15 protein-coding genes and 1 pseudogene are annotated in these 19,110 nt (G+C 61.2%); 10 read left to right on the top strand and 6 right to left on the bottom strand.

Annotated elements, in window-relative coordinates; all coding sequences use genetic code 11:
* Positions 1-23: 23 nt before the first annotated feature.
* Positions 24-992, bottom strand: a complete 969-nt coding sequence (locus GCU68_RS00665; RefSeq protein WP_152938551.1) for a transcriptional regulator — start codon at positions 990-992, stop codon at positions 24-26.
* A 181-nt stretch (positions 993-1,173) separates the two neighbouring features.
* Between GCU68_RS00665 and GCU68_RS00660 the strand changes: the two genes are divergently transcribed.
* Positions 1,174-2,463, top strand: a complete 1,290-nt coding sequence (locus GCU68_RS00660) for a tRNA(Ile)(2)-agmatinylcytidine synthase (protein ID WP_152938550.1) — start codon at positions 1,174-1,176, stop codon at positions 2,461-2,463.
* A gap of 214 nt (positions 2,464-2,677) precedes the next feature.
* Here the strand turns inward: GCU68_RS00660 and GCU68_RS00655 are convergent, their stop codons facing one another.
* On the bottom strand, positions 2,678-3,829 hold the full coding sequence (locus tag GCU68_RS00655; RefSeq protein ID WP_152938549.1) for a site-2 protease family protein: 1,152 nt from the start codon (positions 3,827-3,829) through the stop codon (positions 2,678-2,680).
* 270 nt (positions 3,830-4,099) lie between these two features.
* Here GCU68_RS00655 and GCU68_RS00650 point away from each other — a divergent pair, with 270 nt between their 5' ends.
* From GCU68_RS00650 to GCU68_RS00630, 5 genes are all read left to right on the top strand, one after another.
* Positions 4,100-5,209, top strand: a complete 1,110-nt coding sequence (locus tag GCU68_RS00650; RefSeq protein WP_152938548.1) for an OBG GTPase family GTP-binding protein — start codon at positions 4,100-4,102, stop codon at positions 5,207-5,209.
* Between the two features lie 101 nt (positions 5,210-5,310).
* Positions 5,311-7,020, top strand: coding sequence for a Na+/H+ antiporter NhaC family protein (locus GCU68_RS00645; RefSeq protein WP_152938547.1), 1,710 nt, complete (start codon positions 5,311-5,313; stop codon positions 7,018-7,020).
* A 48-nt stretch (positions 7,021-7,068) separates the two neighbouring features.
* Entirely contained in the window at positions 7,069-7,866 is a 798-nt protein-coding gene (locus tag GCU68_RS00640) for a VOC family protein (RefSeq protein ID WP_152938546.1), read from the top strand.
* Positions 7,867-8,763: 897 nt separating this feature from the next.
* On the top strand, positions 8,764-9,210 hold the full coding sequence (locus GCU68_RS00635; protein WP_152938545.1) for a surface glycoprotein: 447 nt from the start codon (positions 8,764-8,766) through the stop codon (positions 9,208-9,210).
* Complete coding sequence (locus tag GCU68_RS00630) at positions 9,170-11,098, top strand: BGTF surface domain-containing protein (RefSeq protein WP_152938544.1); 1,929 nt, start codon at positions 9,170-9,172, stop codon at positions 11,096-11,098. The genes GCU68_RS00635 and GCU68_RS00630 overlap by 41 nt, the downstream gene beginning before the upstream one ends.
* A gap of 384 nt (positions 11,099-11,482) precedes the next feature.
* Here GCU68_RS00630 and GCU68_RS00625 read toward each other — a convergent pair.
* The 3 genes and pseudogenes from GCU68_RS00625 to GCU68_RS00615 form a co-directional block, all read right to left on the bottom strand.
* Positions 11,483-12,906, bottom strand: a pseudogene (locus GCU68_RS00625) (outer membrane protein assembly factor BamB family protein).
* A gap of 252 nt (positions 12,907-13,158) precedes the next feature.
* Positions 13,159-14,472 carry an FAD-dependent oxidoreductase gene (locus GCU68_RS00620; protein ID WP_152938543.1) on the bottom strand — a complete coding sequence of 438 codons (1,314 nt, stop codon included), beginning with the start codon at positions 14,470-14,472 and terminating at the stop codon, positions 13,159-13,161.
* A gap of 61 nt (positions 14,473-14,533) precedes the next feature.
* A complete protein-coding gene (locus GCU68_RS00615) occupies positions 14,534-15,838 on the bottom strand; it encodes a TIGR00341 family protein (RefSeq protein ID WP_152938542.1) in 1,305 nt (434 codons plus the stop codon).
* A gap of 142 nt (positions 15,839-15,980) precedes the next feature.
* Between GCU68_RS00615 and GCU68_RS00610 the strand changes: the two genes are divergently transcribed.
* The 4 genes from GCU68_RS00610 to GCU68_RS00595 all read left to right on the top strand — a co-directional run bounded on the left by GCU68_RS00610 (position 15,981) and on the right by GCU68_RS00595 (position 18,432).
* Positions 15,981-16,265, top strand: a complete 285-nt coding sequence (locus tag GCU68_RS00610; RefSeq protein WP_152938541.1) for a DUF357 domain-containing protein — start codon at positions 15,981-15,983, stop codon at positions 16,263-16,265.
* Positions 16,266-16,667: 402 nt separating this feature from the next.
* Positions 16,668-17,639, top strand: coding sequence for a transcription initiation factor IIB (locus GCU68_RS00605; protein ID WP_152938540.1), 972 nt, complete (start codon positions 16,668-16,670; stop codon positions 17,637-17,639).
* 107 nt (positions 17,640-17,746) lie between these two features.
* A complete protein-coding gene (locus GCU68_RS00600) occupies positions 17,747-17,926 on the top strand; it encodes a DUF7836 family putative zinc-binding protein (RefSeq protein ID WP_152938539.1) in 180 nt (59 codons plus the stop codon).
* A 269-nt stretch (positions 17,927-18,195) separates the two neighbouring features.
* The gene (locus GCU68_RS00595; protein WP_152943519.1) at positions 18,196-18,432 is read left to right on the top strand and encodes a UPF0058 family protein; all 237 of its coding nucleotides are present in this window, start codon (positions 18,196-18,198) and stop codon (positions 18,430-18,432) included.
* Positions 18,433-18,593: 161 nt separating this feature from the next.
* On the opposite strand, the gene GCU68_RS00590 is transcribed toward GCU68_RS00595, so the two are convergent.
* Positions 18,594-19,076, bottom strand: a complete 483-nt coding sequence (locus GCU68_RS00590; protein WP_152938538.1) for a DUF555 domain-containing protein — start codon at positions 19,074-19,076, stop codon at positions 18,594-18,596.
* Positions 19,077-19,110: the final 34 nt, after the last annotated feature.

The raw sequence follows: 19,110 nt of genomic DNA, 5'->3' as shown, positions 1-19,110 counted from the left end.
GCCGCAGACACCTCGTTCGAGCGTTACGCGGCTTCCTCGTACTCCGCGCGCTCGCGGATGACCTTCCGCAACTCCGCGGCGTCGTGGAGATCCTCGAGTTCCTCGCGTTCGACCAGCGCGGTGCCGTCGACCGACTCCTGTTTTGCGCGGTCGACGACGTACACCGACCGGGTGTGGGTGACCTGCCCGATCGAACTCATGATCCGGGCGCGCTTTTCGGCGGCCTTCGTGAACTTCGAGTGGCCGGTCAACACGATACCTTCGTCGTCGGCTTCGTCCTGGCTGACGGCTTTAAACGGCGAGCGAAGCGTCGGGTGGACGCTGTAGCCGGCCCGCGTGAGCACGGCGACGACCTGCTCGTCGTCCGGATCGGCTTCGGGGTCGTCCGGCGTCGCCTCGGTTTCGTGGACCTCGTCAGCACCTTCCAGGACGTCGACAGGACTCGTCAACGGCGCATCGAAGAGATCCTCGAGTTCCATCGCGACCTCGACGGAGGCGTTCATCCCGTCTTCGTACTTCGAGACGGTGCGTCTGGAAACGCCGAGTTCGCTCGCGAGTTGGCCAAGACTCCAATCGCGGTCCTGGCGTTCGTCGGCGAGCAAGTCGCCGTCGATGTTGACGTAGAGGCCGCCGGGTGCGGCATAGATCAGTGGCGGGACGCTCTCGATGAACAGGTTGTACGCCGTGTCGGGACTGAGGACGGGGACACCGTGTCGGAAGTAAACGACATCGGGTTTGAGATCCTCGTCGCGACTTCGCAGACCGATCACCAGCGGCGTCGCCTCGAGGTAGGTGCCGAGTCGACGCATCTCGTGGCCGGTTGCCTCGTTGAACGCGTCGATGTTGCCGAGGATCTTGACCAGAATCAGGTCCTCGCCACGCCGGGCTGCGATGTCGAAACTCTTCGGTCGGATCGCACACCGGTCGCTGACCACGAATCCCGCGTCCTCTAACATCGCGGTTACGTTGCCGACCAGTGCGGAGCGGGACATACGGGGGTGTAAGTGATTCCTCGTATAAGACGTTTTCCCCGGCGAACCGCTTGCTGTGTCGTGGTTCGATACCGTATCGCCAGAATACTTATATACGAGGTCGTTCGCAGCGGAGACGCTACTCGAGAGGCCCGACGGCCGTCCCGAAAGGGGTTACTCGCCGCCGGCCCAACCACCGCCGATGACTGTCGTCGGGATCGACGATACGGATTCCCGCGAGCGCGGGATGTGTACGACCTACGTCGCCGCCACGATCGCCGAGCGACTGTGCCGCGATGGGTCGGCGGTCGATCGACTGCTGCTCGTTCGGCTCAACCCCGCCGTCGAGTACAAGACGCGGGGTAACGCCGCGCTCGCGATCCACACCGACTGCGACCCCGACCGGGCGTTCGAAATCGCCCGCAAGCGCCTCGAGACACTCGCCGAAACGGCCGACGAGCGGACGAATCCGGGGCTCGTAGTGACGGAAAGCGGACCCGACGAAACGCCCGACGACGTGGCCGAGTTCGCGTGGCGAGCGATCCGCGAGCACCTCACGATCGCCGACGCTACCTCGCTCGTCGAGCGCCACGGCTACCGGTCGTGGCACGCCGACGACGGCCGCGGACGGATCGGCGCGCTGGCCGCCATCGGTAGCTGGCGCGCGCTCGCAGACTGGACGTACGAGTACATCTCCTACCGCGAGTCCGAGCGCTGGGGAACGCCCCGGGAAATCGATCACGAGAGCGTCTTCGCCGCAGCCGACTGGGGACGCCCCGAGGTGTGGGATACGGTCGACCGCGGCGAGGACGACACTGTCTGCGTTCCGCACACGCCCGGCCCGATCCTTCACGGGATTCGTGGCGACGATCCTGACGCCGTTCGCGACGTTGCCGAGCGGATCGCAAGCGAACCCGTCGCCTCGAGTCAGCTGTTCGTGACCAATCAAGGGACGGACGTCCATCTGCAGGACGAGACCCTCGAGTCGGTCATGGATGGCCACGCCTACCGCGTCGACGGACGGGTCGCGAGCGAGCCCGAAACCCGGCGCGGCGGCCACGTCTTCGTCGAACTCGAGGGCCTCGAGAGCGAGGGTGAGAGCGACCCAGCACGCCTCGAGTGTGCCGCCTTCGAGCCGACAAAACGGTTTCGCGACCGCGTGCGGGCGCTACGGGTCGGCGACCGACTCACCGTCTGTGGCGAGGTGTCTCGCGGCACGCTCAAACTCGAGAAGTTCGCGGTTCGAGACCTCGTGACGACCGAGCGCGTGACGCCGACCTGTCCCGACTGCGAGCGCCGGATGAAAAGCGCCGGTCGGAATCAGGGGTATCGCTGCCGGGACTGTGGGACCAGTGCAGACGGAAAGGCGACGCGAACTCTCGAGCGCGAGCTCGAGGTCGGCTGGTACGAGGTGCCTCCGTGTGCCCGTAGACACATTTCGAAGCCGCTGATTCGCGGTGGGCTCGATGCGCCGACACATCCCGAACGGTAGCCGCGGCGCTCGGTCGTCGAAAATCGAACGGCGAGACGGAGACGAGCGGGATAACCGCAGGCCCACCCTTACTGACGTTCTGAACTGCGACGTGCCCTCCACCGACCCGGTGTCGATTACCTTGGGCCAGTTCCGCCTTCGAGGCGGTACGGCTGGTTCGTCACCATCGACAGCAGGAGTATGGAGCGTGATTCTCGCTGGTCGCTGCCGTTGCTCACATCGCGACGCGTTCGAACGGCTGACCTGCTCCGAGCTGCTTTCGGAGGTCCATCACCCGTCCGAGGTCGCGTCGAGAGACGGTCCCGATCTGTTCGTCGCCCTCGACGACCAGAACAAGCGGCCCATTACGCATTGCGACGAGGACATCGAACGCGGGCGTCGACGGCTCGACGGCGGGAACATCGGTTTCCATGACCTCGCGAACCGACGTCGTCTCGTAGATGTCACGGTCGATCCGTTTCAACGCCGAGAGGGTCACGAAGCCCACGACGTCGTCTGTGCTATCGACAACTACGAACTCGGTCTGTCGGTCCCGAAGCAGCCGATCGGTAAAGTCGGCGACACTCGTATCCGCGGAAACGGACCGGACCGTCGTGTCCATGACGTCGCGCGCGGTCACGCCGGTGAGAAGTTCGTCGAGCATCGTCGTTCGTGACTCGGTCGTCGCCGTGCCGTACACGAAGAACGCGATGAGAATCAACACCGGGTTCCACGAGAGGACGCCGATGATCGCGAACAACAGCGCAAATATCGTGCCGACCCGCGCAGCGGTTCGCGTCGCACTGGCGTAGCTCCGCGAGCGAGCGAGCAACGCCCTGAGGATCCGGCCGCCGTCCATTGGGAAGGCGGGAAGCATGTTGAAGATCGCCAAAGTAACGTTGATTACGGCTAGCCAGCCGACGACGAACACCACGAGCGGGAGCGAAGCCGGAACAACCTGGAGCGCGCCGAAAAAGACGCCCGCGAGCAGGACGCTCGTGACCGGTCCCGCGATCGCGATCCAGAACTCGCGATCCCACTCCCGGGGCATCGACTCAAGCGAGGCGAGGCCGCCGAAAATCCAGAGCGTGATCGATCGAATGCCGATCCCGTACCGTCGGGCGGCGTAGGCGTGGCCGAGTTCGTGTACGGCAACGCTGAAGAACAGCCCGACTGCGGCTGCGGTTCCGATCAGCCACGGGTTCAGTCCCTCCTGTAGTCCCTCAGCGTCGAGGGGTGCTGACGAGAGCCCGTCGATGATCGACGCGTATACCTCGATCTGGCCAGTCGCCGCGATCAACCAGACGAGGACCGGAAGGAAAATCAGTAGCGAGATGTTGAGCTGGATCGGGATCCCCCAGATGTTCGCAATTCGGTAGTTTCGCATGAGTGTCACAGTAGACGATGTACAGTCACTTGAGGCTCGGGTTTCCGTCCCTGCGGTAATCCACCCGGTTTCGGCACCCTGTTGCTCCATCTCGATGCCACGGCGCGGTCGAGCCCCCTGACGATCGAGCCGTTCATCCAGTCACAAACGGCGTATCGGCTTCAGACGGTCCGTGGCGTCCGAACCGACTACACGCCCTCGAACCAGTTCGATCCGTTCGCCGTGTTGCATGGAAAGTGTTTTTCGGCACGGGCGGTTGGATACAGGCAAATGGGGCTCGAGGAGGAGATCGAGAAGATCGAAGACGAAATCGCCAACACGCCCTACAACAAGTCGACAGAGGCCCATATCGGCCGGCTGAAGTCGAAGCTCGCGGAAAAAAAGGAGAAGCTCCAGAATCAGAGTTCCTCCGGCGGCGGCACGGGCTACTCCGTCGAGAAACACGGTGACGCGACCGTCGCGCTGGTTGGCTTTCCCAGCGTCGGCAAGTCCTCGCTGTTGAACTCGCTGACCAACGCCGAAAGCGAGACGGGCTCCTACGAGTTCACAACGCTGGACGTCAACCCGGGGATGCTCCACCACCGCGGGGCAAACATCCAGATGCTCGACGTCCCAGGGCTGATCGAGGGCGCGGCATCAGGGCGTGGTGACGGCCAGCAAGTGCTGGCGGTCGTTCGCAACGCCGACCTGATCGTCTTCGTCCTCTCGGTGTTCGAGATCGACCAATACGACCGCTTACAAGAAGAGCTGTACGACATCAACATCCGCGTCGACCAGAAGCCGCCGCGGGTGACGGTGCGACCGAAGATCAAAGACGGCATCAAGATCACCTCGAGCACTGAGCAGGACCTCGATGAAAAGACGATCTCGGACGTCCTCCGCGAACACGGCTACGTCAACGCGGACGTCAATCTCCAGGAGAACGTCAGCATCGATCGGCTGGTCGACGGCCTGATGGAAAACCGCGAGTACATCCCGTCGATCACCTGCGTGAACAAGGTCGACCTGATCGAACCCTCCTACAAGGAGACCGTCGACGAGCAGTTGCGCGAGCGCGACTTGGATCCGGAGGAAGTGACGTTCATCAGCGCCGAGAAAGAGAAGGGACTGGACGCGCTCAAAGACCGCATCTGGGACAATCTGGGCCTCATTCGCGTCTACATGAATAAACCCGGCCGCGGCATCGACTGGGAGGAACCCCTCGTCGTCGAGGAGGGGTCGACGGTCGGCGAAGCCATCGAGAAACTCGGCGGCGAGATGGAAGAGCGCTTCCGCTTCGCCCGCGTAACTGGCCCCAGCGCGACCCACGACGAACAGCAGGTGGGGACGGAGCACGTCCTCGAGGACGAAGACGTGCTCAAACTCATTTTGCGCCGATAACCGTCTCGAGGCCGTCGACAGGGTTTTCATCGCCGAACTGTGTGAAAACTCTCAGGTATCGAATGGGCAGGATTATCCCACTGCTCGACGATATGTACGGTATGTCGGAATTTGGGGCACTGTCTCTCGTTCCACCGCTGCTCGCGATCGTACTCGCGATCGTGACGCGCCGGCCGATGCTCTCGTTGTTCATCGGGATCTGGTCGGGCGGCGTCATCGCGACCGGGAGTATCGGACTCGGACAGGCGTTTACCTGGATCGCCGAATCGATCGCGGACGTGTTTCACGCACAGATCCTCATCTTCACGCTGTTGCTCGGCTCCGGCGTCGCCCTGATCTGGCGACTCGGCGGGGCGACCGCCGTCCGCAACTGGGCGACGGCGCGACTCGAGACCCAGCGCAACGCCGGGCTGGCGACGTGGGTGCTCGGCATGCTGTTGTTTTTCGACGACTACGCCAACACAGCCATCGTCGGCTCCACGATGCGCGAAATCTCCGATCAGATGCGGATCTCCCGCGAAAAGCTCTCCTACATCGTCGACTCGACGGCCGCCCCCGTCGCGACGATCGGCCTCTCGAGTTGGGTCGCGTTCCAGCTGTCGATGATCGACGACGGCTACTCGAGTCTCGTCGAGAACCGCGACGTGGCGGCGGCCGACACGCCGGGCGTGTTCGAGACGTTCGTCAGCTCGATTCCGTTCAACACCTACTCGCTGCTCGCGATCGTCATGGTGGGGCTCATCATCCTCTCGCGCCGCGATTACGGTGAGATGCTCGACGCCGAGCACCGCTCGTGGCAGACCGGAAAGGTCAACCGCGACGAGGCCCAGCCGTTACAGGAAGTCGAGAAGGACCTGGGCGCACCGATCGAGGACCGTCCGATGCTGCGGACGTTTTTCGCGCCGATCGTCGTGCTGATCGCCGTGACGCTCGCAGGGGCGTTCTGGACCGGCCACCAGTCCTGGCTCGCAGATCAGACCGAGGCGGATGCGACGACATCGCTCGAGGTAGCGATGAGTCAGGACGGCGTCGTGCCAGTGCTCGTCGACGTCGTGGGTGCCGGCGACTTCGCGGCCGCACTCATCTGGGGGTCGTTCGCGATGGTGGCGACGGCGATCACCATCGGACTCGTCTACGACCTCTTCGATCTCGGCACCGGAATCGAAACCGTCCTCGACGGCTTCAACCTGATGCTGACCGCGGTGACCGTGCTGGTGCTGGCCTGGTCGATCAGCGCCGTCGCCGACGAACTCGGCACGGGGACGTACGTCGCCGGTGCCGCAGAGGGCGTCGTCTCGCCCGCGATCCTCCCGATCGTCGTCCTGCTGGTCTCCGCGTTCGTCGCCTTCACGATGGGGTCGTCGTGGGCGACGATGGGGATCGTGACGCCGATCGCGATCACCGTCGCGTACGACCTCACCGGGACGTTCGACCTCATGCCCGTGATGGTCGGCGCGGTGTTCTCGGGGGCGATCTTCGGCGACCACACGTCACCGATCTCCGACACCTCCGTGCTCTCGTCGACGTTCACCGGGGCCGACCTCATCGACCACATTCGAACGCAGCTGTACTACGCCGGGACCGTCATGCTCGTCGTGATCGTCTGCTACGCGCTGTATGGCTTCCTCGGCATCTCGCCGCTGCTCTTTCTCCCGCTCGGGGTCGTCCTGCTGGTCGCGCTCGTGTACGCCTTCTCCGAACTCGATGCCCGGCGCAAAGGCGTCAGTCCGAAACCCTCCACGGTCACGGTCTCGGCGGACGGCCAAGAGTCGGAGCCAGCGACCAGTTCACAGCCCGGGGACAGCGACTGAACTACCGTCTCCGCCACGTTTTTGCCGCCTGCTGGTGTGGTTCCGTGTATGGACGGAACGCTCGATCACACGATGCTTCGTGTCGCCGACCTCGAGGAATCACTCGACTGGTACCAGACCCACCTCGAGTACGAGGAGAAAGACCGCTACGAAGGCGACGGCTTCACCATCGTCTACCTCGGGCCCGAGGAGATGCACGAGGACGGCGCGCTGCTCGAGTTGACCCACAACGAGGGCGAGGACGACCTCGAGGTCGGCGACGCCTGGGGACACGTTGCGGTTCGAGTACCCGAGGGCGAACTCGAGGACTACTACCAGCAGCTCATGGACGAGGGCGTCGAGGACTACCGCGACCCCGAGAGCTGTGGCGGCCGCTACGCGTTCGTCAAAGATCCCGACGGCCACGAGATCGAGATCGTTCAGCGCGACCCCGACCAGGGCGCGCTGTGGTCGCTCGACCACACCATGATCCGCGTCGAAGACGCCGACGAGGCCCTCGGCTACTGGACCCGAAAGTTCGAGTACGACGAGGTCGGACGCTGGGAATCGGACACCTTCGCGAACTACTTCGTCGAGCCCCGAGACGCTGCCGACGAAGCGATGTCGCTCGAGCTGACCTACAACTACGACGGACGGAGTTACGAGATGGGCGACGCCTGGGGCCACCTCTGTGTTCGCGTCGACGACCTCGCCGAGGACTGGGAGACGCTGCTTGAGCGCGAGGCCCCCGACTACCGCGACCCCGAGAGCAACGACGACATGTACGCCTTCACGAAGGATCAGGACGGCCACGAGATCGAACTGCTCGAGCGCGACCCCGACGCCGAGTCGCTGTTCCCGTTCTGAATCAGTGCGGCCCGATTCCGCGGGCTCGAGTCGCTTCCGATTCGATCTCAGCAAACAGTTTTTGCAGCCGGTTTCACAACGAACGAGCCGAGCACCGGCACCTCGAGAACAGGTCTCGTCGTCGGCAAGCGAGTGTCCATCGCCGGTGACCCGATCGTCGATCACCGACTCCGCCGCGTCGAACGACTCGAGGTCCTCAAGGGCGGCCCAGTCGAGAGAGGCGACCAGCAGCTGCTCGTCGATGGTGGCCAGCCAGCGCTCGTAGATCGGGTTGTTCGCACGCGCGTTCGGTGGTCCCCTTCTCGCTATCTAGGCAGCTGGCCAGTGCGGCAATCGAAGCGGCTGCCGTCGTGCCCGTCAGTTGCAACAGTGTACGTCGGTCGGTGTTCAGCCTCCCAGTGTTCGAATCTACCCGCTAAACCAGTTTTGCTCACTGAAACTCACGGCTTATTGATGCTCTATTACGCCTGAGACTCAGTTTAGCCGGACTGTTTCTCGAGCCGAGAGATCGACTCGAGTGTCGGCGACAGTAATTGATTGTTACAGCGAGCGTCGGTTTTAGCGGAGTTTCAGCGTGTTTGAGGGAATGGCTGGTGGCTCAAGGAATCACTCATTATGTACTGGGTGTCCGCCGGTAATTTATGCTTGCGAACGTATCTCACGATATGTTATCAATTTGATCGGATAGCTTCAGAGGCGACGCAATCGTGCGTTTTTGCGTCGATTTCTCAGCGATAGCAACTGTTAAAATATCCAGAAGGCTTATTACGTGATGCTTTATCCGTTTGGATACCCCTACCCGGTGCGAGTCAGTGTGGGGTCCCCACATTGGTACCATGCTCGCACTCCGATCGAATCGTGCGACAACTAACGCAACACGAAATACAAGACAACTTAATGACAAACGAAACTTCATATCGCGAAAAGGGACGCGCACTGTTCCTGGCCGCGCTTATGGTAATGTCTGTCGTTGCCATGTCCGCAGCGTTTGCGGGCGCAGCAGCGGCGAACCATAGCGAAGAAACGACGATTACGGCCACCGACGGTAGCGGTGACCGTGCGTATCAAGGACAGAATGTAACTGCAGAGGGAGTCAGTCCGCTCAACACCGACAATAACACTGTTGATCTCTACTCCGGAGATTACGACAGTGATGATGATGCGGAGTGGATCCGTGAAGTCGACGTTGATACGGACAACAACAACAAGGTTACAATCGAGACAGATAATCTCGAATCGGGTACCTATTCCATTGTCCAAGATGGTGCTACACTCACTTTCTCCGTTCGTGTTCAGGACCTGAGTGCTGATTTCGAGTGGTGTCGTCACGAACCTCGAGGGTGACTCGTCGGAAACGACGCTCGATGTCGACTCCTCGCGCTCGAGCTTCCCTGTTCACATTAGCTCCGAAGATCTCAGCGGGGACGAACTTGTTGACATCTTCGGTGTTGCGGAAGACAGCGACTACGACCACAGCGATGACGGATACGTTGTTGTCGAAGACCGAGGTAGCCACCCTGCTGACTTCCAGAACGTCGAAGCAGGTGAATACAACTTCACCATCGAATCTGGAGACACTGCAGCAGAAACCACTGCTTCGATTACGGTCACTGAAGAAGACATCTCAGTCGACTTCGCTCAGTCGACCTTCGTTGAAGAGCGTAGTAACGTTGCAGATGTGACGGTTGACTTCGACAACGCAGACAACGCTTACCTCGTCGTTGGTGACGAGAGCGAAGTCAACTACGAAGTCGTTCTGGAAGTTACGCCTGACGAGAACGACGACGAAGTTAACGTTTCGATGAACACTGCAACCGCCCACAGCGTTGACAGTACTGGCCAGCACGATGCCTTCACCGCTGACAACGACGCCAGTGTTGAGGTCGTCGACGTTGTCCACGAGAACAACCTCGAAGATCCGCTCGCAGCTGGCGACTACCAGCTAGACATCGCCGGGAACTACGATGCTGGTGAGCTGAGCGAAGAATACGACACAGCATACCTGACGCTCGAAGAGCGCACGGAACTCTCCGAGGACACGGTCCAGACGCACACCGCACCACAGGGCGACATCACGAGTGTTGACGACTTCGAGGATGCAACGGTGACCGAAACCGATCAGATCGCTGTTGGTGACCAGATGCTTGTTACCGTTGAAACCTCAAGCCTCTACGGCTACCTCGGTGACGACGCTGACCTCGCAAGCGATGGTATCTCGCTTTCGGTGACAGAGCAGGACAGTTCGCTGAACGCGGCCCCACAGGTCTGGAGCACCAGCCCTGAGGATGATGAGACTCAGCTTAACGCTGACCTCATCAGCGCTAACCAGTCCGAAGAATACCTGGTCTTCGCGATCGACTACAACAACCTGTACGAAGGAGACGTTGCAGACTTCGATGGGGAACAGAGCTTCGACGCAAACTTCACCGTCTCGACTGACAACGATTACGTCAGTGATGACGATGAGTCTGCCGAGAGCGAGTTCACGCTCGAAGAACGTAATGTTGAATGGGACGACAGCGTCGCAGAAGTCCCTAACTCGGCTGACGCTCTCGTGACCGGTACAACGAACGTTGCACCAGGCACGGAGATGACTACCCGAGCTCGCGCACCAGGTACGTTCGTGACCTTCAACGACGTTGAAGTCTCCGAAGACCGCACCTTCGGTGCTGAATACGACTTCAGCGAATACAACGCTGGTACTGAATTCACGCTCCGTGTTACGGATCCAGTGACCAGCAACCACGTTACGGCTGACTCCACGCTCGTCGAGAGCGAGGAAGAAGAAGAAGCAGAGGCTAACCTCGACTGGAACGTTGACGTCGACCCCGCCGAGCCTGTCGCCGGTGACGACGTTGACGTGACCGTCTCCGCCGAGAACCTCGGCGACGAGACCGGCAACGCGTCCTACGAGTTCATCTTCAACGGCGAAACCCTGCTCGAGGGTGACGACGTCGAACTCGAGGGTGGCGAATCCGACTCGTGGACCGACACCGTTGAAGAAGCCCCAGCTGGCGACTACGACTGGGAGCTCAAGGTCGACGGTGAGGTCGAAGACTCCGGTACGCTGACCGTCGCCGAAGCCGACGAGAACGGTGACGAGAACGGCGCCGAGAACGGCGACGAAGAGCCTGAGGAAGGCGAAGAAGAAGGCACGCCCGGCTTCGGTGTCGCTGTCGCAGTCGTCGCACTGCTCGCAGCCGCTATGCTGGCACTCCGCCGCCAGAACTAAGGCCTAACTAACTACCGGATTTCATCCGGCCCTGCCGCACTTTCCGCACTTTCATTTCTTTCGGACGCTACACCACCCAGCGACAGCACTCGGCGCGTACGTTACCTGTTTTGCCGCGTTGTCTCACAAGCGACTGTTGTGGGATCTCGTTCGTTTGATCCAGAGTGTTCCACGCAACCTTTCGAGAGCCGACAGTGCAGTGCGTCTCTGATCAGCGCAGCCGATCTGCATCGGTGCCTAGCGCGGCGTTACGATTTCGAGACTCGTCGTGAGCTGTGCAGACGGACATCTATGGAATGCTCGAGCCGGTGGCCTCACTGTGATTCTTCCGCACGTGCTCCGGATGAAAACCGAAATAAAACCACCCCGAATCCGGGTGATTCGTCACTCGTCGCCGACTAAACAGTACGCGTGGCCGGGTTCGTCCATGACTGTCTCCTCGTCGTCGTAGTAGTTCGAAAAGACGGCGCGCTCGGCGTAGTAAATCCGGCCGTCGACGGGCACCGGCGCGCTGGTGACACGCCCCCGGTTCTCGACTCGCCAGCACCGATCGCCCGTCTCCTTGTCGAGGGCATAGAGGTGTGAATCGTACGAGCCGACGAGCACCGAACCGGCAGTGACCGACAACGCGCCGATGACACGCCCGTTTACGTCGGTTGACCAGAACTCTTCGCCGGATTTGGCATCGATCGCATAGACGTAGTTGTCGTCGTTACCCATGTAAACGACATCGGCGTCGGGGTCGACCGCGGGGTTCGACATGATCGAGCCGTCGGTCTCGAACGCCCACTCGAGCGTGCCGTCCTCGAGGTCGAGACAATAGAAGATGTCGTCCCAGCTCCCGACGTACCCGAACCCGTCGTGAGCCGCGACAGTCCCCTTGATTTCGGCACCGGCGCGGAACGCGCCGTCTTCTTGTTCCTCGCCGTTCGCATCGGCCTGAAATTCCCACGCGAACTCGAGCGAGGGAAACTCCCAGCAGTAGACGACGCCGTCGTTCGACCCGGCGAGGATGCGTCCTGCCTCGAGGTCGATCGTCGGTGAGGGGTGAGGTTGGCCCCATATACGATCGTCGCTCCAGGTCGGCTCACCGGTTTCGGCGTCGATCGCCCAGAGTGCGCCTGTGGAGGGAGAACCGTACTCGGCGATGACGTAGAGTATCCCGTCGTAGTACGCCGGACTCGATCCGATCACGAGCGTTCCCCCGAGGTCCTCGGATCGCGTTCGCCAGACCAGGTCGCCAGTTTCGATATCCAGCGCGTACAGATCACCGTCATAGCCGCCGATATAGGCCGTTTTGCCGACGATAGCTGCCGAGCCGTGAAACCCCAGCTCGGTCGCACCTGTCCGCGTCGACCAGTGCTTCTCGCCGTCAGGTGCGTACGCGTGCACCCACCCATTATCGCCCGCGAAGATAATCATCTCTCCGTCGGGTGTCGGTACGGGGCTCGACTTGGCTGCGGTGTGGCCGACGTAGTTGATCGGGAACGTCCAGTTGACACTGACTGATGCCGGAACGGTCTCGTCGGGTAGTAGCCGAGGCGACGTAGTCCGCGGCGAAATAGCGAGACGTCGTTGTCCGGATGTGTCGCGTACTCGGAGACGGAGACTGCAGGCTCGGCGGAGCCACAACCGTTGCTGACGCCGTTCGGATCGTCGCTACCGCCGAACATATCGACTCTGTCGGAACAACCGGCCAGTCCGGTGACCGCGGCTGCACTGCCCGCGCGAAGGAGCTGTCGCCGAGTCGGTGCAGTAGAGTGTTCTCGAGTGTGCTCGGACGACGCGAACTGGTTCATCGACCCCATCGGAGGTTCTGTTAGCGTCGAAAAGTGCTGAAGACAAAAGTACCTCGATTTTCATGATTTAACCCGTTTCGACGAACTGGAACCGATATCCCATCGAAAAACGGTCAACGGCCACGACTCACCCCTTGATCCGTTGGTCGTCCGAAGCTGCCCCTCCTCGTCCTCACTCGTTGTCCGCTCGAGATCCTGGATAGACTACGGATTACCAACGAGAGACCGCAGAAAAACCAGTTCTCCTGATTCAGTGACCGGTTAGTCGTCCGCGGCGACAGCTTCGCCCTCACCTGTCGCGTCCGCCCGCTCGAGGTCCTCGAGATACTCATCGGCGTCGAGGGCTGCCTTCGAGCCCATACCGGCCGCGGTGACGGCCTGCTGGTAGTGGTAGTCGACGACGTCGCCGGCGCCGAAGATGCCGGGGACGTGGGTTTCGGTCTGGCCGCCGCCGTCGCCGCCTTTCGTCTCGAGGTAGCCTTCGTCGTCGGTTTTGACGCCGGTGCCCTCAAGGTAGTCGGTGTTGGGGGTGTGGCCGATGGCGAAGAAGACGGCGCCGACGTCGAACTCGAACTCCTCGGTTTCGGGGTCGTCGAGGCGGTCGGTCGGGTGGCCCTTGTCGTTGTGGACGAGGGTGACGTGGTCGATGCCCTCCTCGCGGGTGCCGTGGAGTTCGGTCACCTCTGTGTTCTTCATGATCTCGATCTCGCCCTCTTCGACCTTTTCGTGGACGCGGTCGACCCAGTAGTCCTCCGCGCGGAACTCCTCGCGGCGGTGGGCGATGTAGACGGTGTCGGCGAACTTCGTGAGGAAGGTCGCTTCCTCCATGGCGGCGTCGCCGCCGCCGACGACGAGCATATCCTCGTCGCGGAAGAACGCGCCGTCACAGGTCGCACACGTCGAGAGTCCATAGCCCATGAGTTCCTCCTCGCCGGGGATGCCGAGCGTGCGCGCGCTCGCACCGGAGGCGGCGATGAGGGCGTCCGTGGTGTAGACGTCGCCGTTGGTCAACTCGACGCGGAACGGCTTGCTCGAGGCGTCGACGTTTTCGATGATGCCGTTTTTAAGGTCGGCACCGAACTGCGTGGCCTGTGCTTTCATGTTGTTCACGAGTTCGGGGCCGCTGATACCCTCGGGGAAGCCGGGGTAGTTCGCGACGTCGGTCGTCAGCGTGAGCTGGCCGCCGGGTTCGTCGCCTTCGATGACCAGCGGCTCGTTGTTCGCGCGGCCGGCGTAGATCGCGGCGGTGAGACCGGCGATTCCGGTGCCGGCGATGATGAGCGTGCGGTGTTCGACGACGTCGCCGCTCTCGAGCCCGAGTTTTTCGTCCAACTCGCCCGTCTCGTTGAGGGCGCTGGTGTCGTCCCAGCCGCCGATGAGTTCGTCGTCGATGAACACCTCGGGAGCGGTCTTGCGGCCGTCGGCGCGGTCGACCATCTCCGCGAAGCGCTCCTCGTCGCCCGTGACGTTGTACGTCTCGTACTCGATGCCTTTCGCATCGAAGAGGTCCATCGCTTTGACGCAGTACGGACAGTTGTCCTTCGTATAGATCTCGACTCGAGGCTGGTCGCTCATGCACCACAGTTGGGAAACTGGGCCTAAACGCCTTGCGTTCTCAGCAATCGCGCGGTGGGTTCTACGACGGAGACTGGGGCGAACGCGCACTGTCGACGAACTCGACGACGACGGAGACGTCTCGGTCGGTTCGGTCCTCGAGTCGCGTCTCGAGGTCCGTGACCAGATCAGGATAGGGCACGTCTGCGGGTCGCTGGACGACGACGGTCACTTCCGTCTCGTCGCTACTGAGGATGTCGTCGGAGAACGTTACTCGAACCTCGACGAGTTCGAGCGCTGCGTACTCCTCGTCGTCGAGGACGGTCCGTATCTCGTCGTTGACGGTGCTCTCGTAGACGACGTGCTGGCCAAGGACGACGCCACCCCCGGCAAAAACGATCGCGCCGAGAGACAGCACGATCGCGAGCGTTCCGAGCTGCTCTCTCGAGACGTTGTCTCGGATCGAACCTCGCGACCACCCGTCGGGTCGGTAGCCCAGATACCAGAAGACGGCGAGTCCGGCGAGGAGGATCGACGTGGCGTTGACCGCGACGAGGACGAACGCGCCGAGGGCGACGGGCGCGTTTCCCCAGGCGACGCCGATACCGACCGCCGCGGCCGCTGGGATGAGTGCGACGGCGATCATGACACCGACCAGCGAGACGGGAATCGCCGTCGCGAGGCCGAACGCGCCCGCGGCACCGGCACAGATGCCGACGATGAGCGCGAGTAAGCCAGGCGAGATTCGGTTCTGCACCTGCACGATCGCGGTGATGTCGATCGTCGACGGGACGACCGCACCGGACCGGAGCAACCAAGCGAACGTGAACGCGCTGGTGATCGCGACGACGAGACCGAGTGCGAGCGAAGAGAGCCCATCGACGACCATCCTGCGATCGTTGAGAACGAGCCCGACGGTCCCGGTCAACGCCGCGCTGACCTGCGGTGCGATCACCATCGAACCGACGACGATCGCCGGGGAGTCGAGCAACAGCCCCGCCGTCGCGACGAGCGCGCTCAACACGGTCATCGCATAGTAGGTGACGCGGCCCGGCGTCATATTTAGCGCTCGAGAGCGGATCTCCTCGTGGGCGATGCTGTCGTCTTCAGCCTGTCCGTTGACGTAGCGCTCCTCGAGGGCGTCGATACTGGGCGTTCGTGCGGCCTCGATCGATGAGACGATGACGAAGTCTTCCTCGATTCCGATGTCGCGCAGCGAGGTTAACACGTGCTCGACCGCCTGCGTCGGTACTGGAAAGGTGACTACTTCTCCGTCGAGTCCGTCCCCGTTTTCTGCGGTTCGGACGTAGTCGATGTCCTCGGTATCGAGAACCTCGAGTGCAGTCTCACGTTTGTCGTCCGGGACGAACACCTGGATCAGTCTCACAATCGAACGAACGACACCTGATCCAAATCTATGTAGTTGTTATTGCTGTTGCAGTCTCATCTTACGCGATCGCTATCGTTCTGTCGGCTCCTCGCACGCCGCACGACGACGCACTTACGGTTCCGACGGCCGACCGTCGACTATGGCTGCGGATCTCGAGGAAAAGACGGACCGATACGGAGAACTGCTCGCAGAGGCACTCGAGGCGGCGTCAGTCGCGCCACCGATGGGGACGCCGATGGCCGAGGCGGCCGAGGAGTGTTACGAGATGGCGGCGTCGTACCTCGAGGACGGCACCCACTTCCGCGAGAACGACGATCTCGTCAACGCACTCGCGTCGTTTTCGTACGGACACGCGTGGCTCGATGCGGGCGCACGCGTAGGGCTGTTCGACGTCCCCACTGAGGGGCACCTGTTTACCGTCTGAGAGGCCGCTCGAGCGGCGGCCACGGTACCAGTTTCCAACACCGGAATCAGCAGTGTCTACAGCAGCCACTGACGGTCAGTGCACACCCAATCGCACGATAGCTGTGCGATCGGTGTGAAACCCGTTGCAGTTGTGTCGATAGTGTGATCGATGACTCGATCGGCAGTCGGCCACGGATGTCCGCCTGCCGGGTATAGATCGTCGTCGGATTGGCGATCACGACCGACGAACTCAAATGATTAATCGACATATAATCGGAACATATATAACCCATTTCCCGATTTGTTTATAAAGTAGGCGAAAGCTTTATATGGCTTTCGGCCTTACAATATGTTAGCCGAGGCGACCGGGTTTCTTCTGGTTACCCCACCCGGGAGCCCCGAGTAACCAACCCGATATACCATGACAGACACTCGAATTAGAACCTATACGAACGAAACGGAAGAGGAAGAATCGACCGAGCGGACGGGTGAGAAGGAGTACTGCCCGGAGTGTGGTGGACGACTCGTCTCGGACACGGAACACGCCGAGACGGTCTGTAGCGACTGCGGGCTCGTCGTCGAAGAAGACGAGATCGACCGTGGCCCCGAGTGGCGAGCGTTCGACGCCAGCGAGAAAGACGAGAAATCCCGCGTCGGAGCCCCCACGACGAAGATGATGCACGACCAGGGACTCTCGACGAACATCGGCTGGCAGGACAAAGACGCCTACGGCCGCGCGCTCTCGAGTCGCCAGCGCCAGAAGATGCAGCGCCTGCGCACGTGGAACGAGCGCTTCCGTACTCGTGACTCGAAAGAGCGCAACCTCAAACAGGCGCTGGGTGAGATCGATCGCATGGCCTCGGCGCTTGGCCTGCCCGAGAACGTACGCGAGACGGCAAGTGTCATCTACCGACGTGCCTTAGAGGAGGACCTGCTTCCGGGCCGATCGATCGAAGGCGTCGCAACGGCGTCGCTGTACGCCGCGGCTCGACAGGCGGGCACGCCGCGGAGCCTCGACGAGATCTCGGCCGTCAGCCGCGTCGAGAAGATGGAGCTGACCCGAACCTACCGGTACATCATCCGGGAACTCGGCCTCGAAGTCAAACCGGCCGACCCCGAACACTACGTCCCACGGTTCGTCAGCGACCTCGACCTCTCGGATGAGACCGAACGCATGGCTCGCGAACTGCTCGAGTCGGCTCGACAGGAAGGCGTCCACAGTGGTAAGTCGCCGGTCGGCCTCGCCGCCGCCGCCGTCTACGCCGCTGCCCTGCTGACCAACGAGAAGGTCACGCAAAACGACGTCAGCGACGTCGCCAGCATCTCGGAAGTGACGATCCGAAACCGGTACAAGGAACTGCTCGAAGCCTCCGATTCGGCGGCTCCCGCATAAACGCGATCTGTCGAGTGTCTCGGTAATCGGTGCAGTTCGGTCTCGGATGGACGAGTCGCGGTCGAAAGGCGACAACACTTTTGTCGGATGGTGTGTAATGACGTGTCATGGATGAGACGACCGTGAATCTGTTGTGCCCCGAATGTGCGAAAAACTGGCAGACCTCGCCCGGTGATCTCGATGCGCCCGCGACGATGTTCCACTGTCCCAACTGCCACGCCTCGCGACGACTGTCCGAATTTATGCGAACGGACCGCGATCTACAGACGTTGAAACAACTCGGATAAACACACGTCTCGAGCGCGGCCGTTCATATCGATTTTCCAACAGTATTGTCGGGTTACCTCGGCCGAATAGCTTTATGAGACACCAGAAAGAAATAATACATTATAGTAGTAACAGCATCTTGTAGCGACTCCCTTCTGCCGGTATTTGATCAGTAGGCCTGTCTTTCGATCACATACATTCCGTGACATACAGGGTATCGAACACGGGTTGCATGCTAACGCGACTCAAGATAATAATATAACCCTGCAGTGGGTAGGCTTGCATGGTTATGAAGAAGCAGGAGCTCATTCACCTTCACGGCCTTCTCGCGGAGGTATCGAACCAGTGTGCAGCGTGGGATGACTGTCAGATCGACCTCGAGGAGTACGAGTCGCTTGGAATTCGACCGACATCGATCCACAAATCGAAAACGGACCACAAAGCTGCTGTTTTTGCGCTCGCTGGCGGAATCACGATGAACATGCGCGAAGACGAGCAGGAAGCAGTCGCCGCTACCGCAGACTGAGAAATTCGTCGTCTCCTTCGGAAATCACAGGTCCAAACTGGCAAGACTCGCCATCCGTCTCTTACAGGCCGTTTTCGATCCGTACACTGCACTCCGTTCCAGACAAACTCCTCTTAATCTACGATTCAATCGAGTAAGACGCGAACAACCGCCCGAACGGATCAGTCCCGTTCGACTAAATCCTCGAACTCGGGAAGGATTTCGTCGTCATCGTCGTCGGTCTGGTCGGCAGCCGTGTCGGATGGCTCGTCTCGATCCCCCTCGTCTTCGTCGGTCTCAGCCGCCGAATGCTCATTTTCGTCGTCTTCATCCTCGAGTTCGTCGATCTGGATCACCTCGAGCGGGATGTTCTCGAGGCGTTGCCCGATCTCTTTGCGGGCGATCCGCGAGGCGTGTTCCTCGCGCTCGACGTTGAAAACGGTCATCTCCAGTTCGAGCGCGACGAGTGCTTCGTCGGCGGCGATGAACGCAGGTGGCAACTCCTCACCCGACGGCGACGTGCGCTCGCCCATATTGATCTCGACGTAGTTCAGGTCAGGGTTCAACATCTCGCCCGTCTTCGAGATAGCGATCCGGATCGCCTCGTCTTCCGTCTCGACATCGAACACCGGCACGGCGGCCTCGACGACAACCCTGCAGTTCATACCATGGTATTGTGTTGCCTCCAGTATGAAAGTT

The organism is Natronorubrum aibiense (genome assembly GCF_009392895.1).
Lineage (GTDB): Archaea > Halobacteriota > Halobacteria > Halobacteriales > Natrialbaceae > Natronorubrum > Natronorubrum aibiense.
Note: the sequence above shows the minus strand (reverse complement) of the source record. Positions and strands in the feature narration are given on the sequence as shown.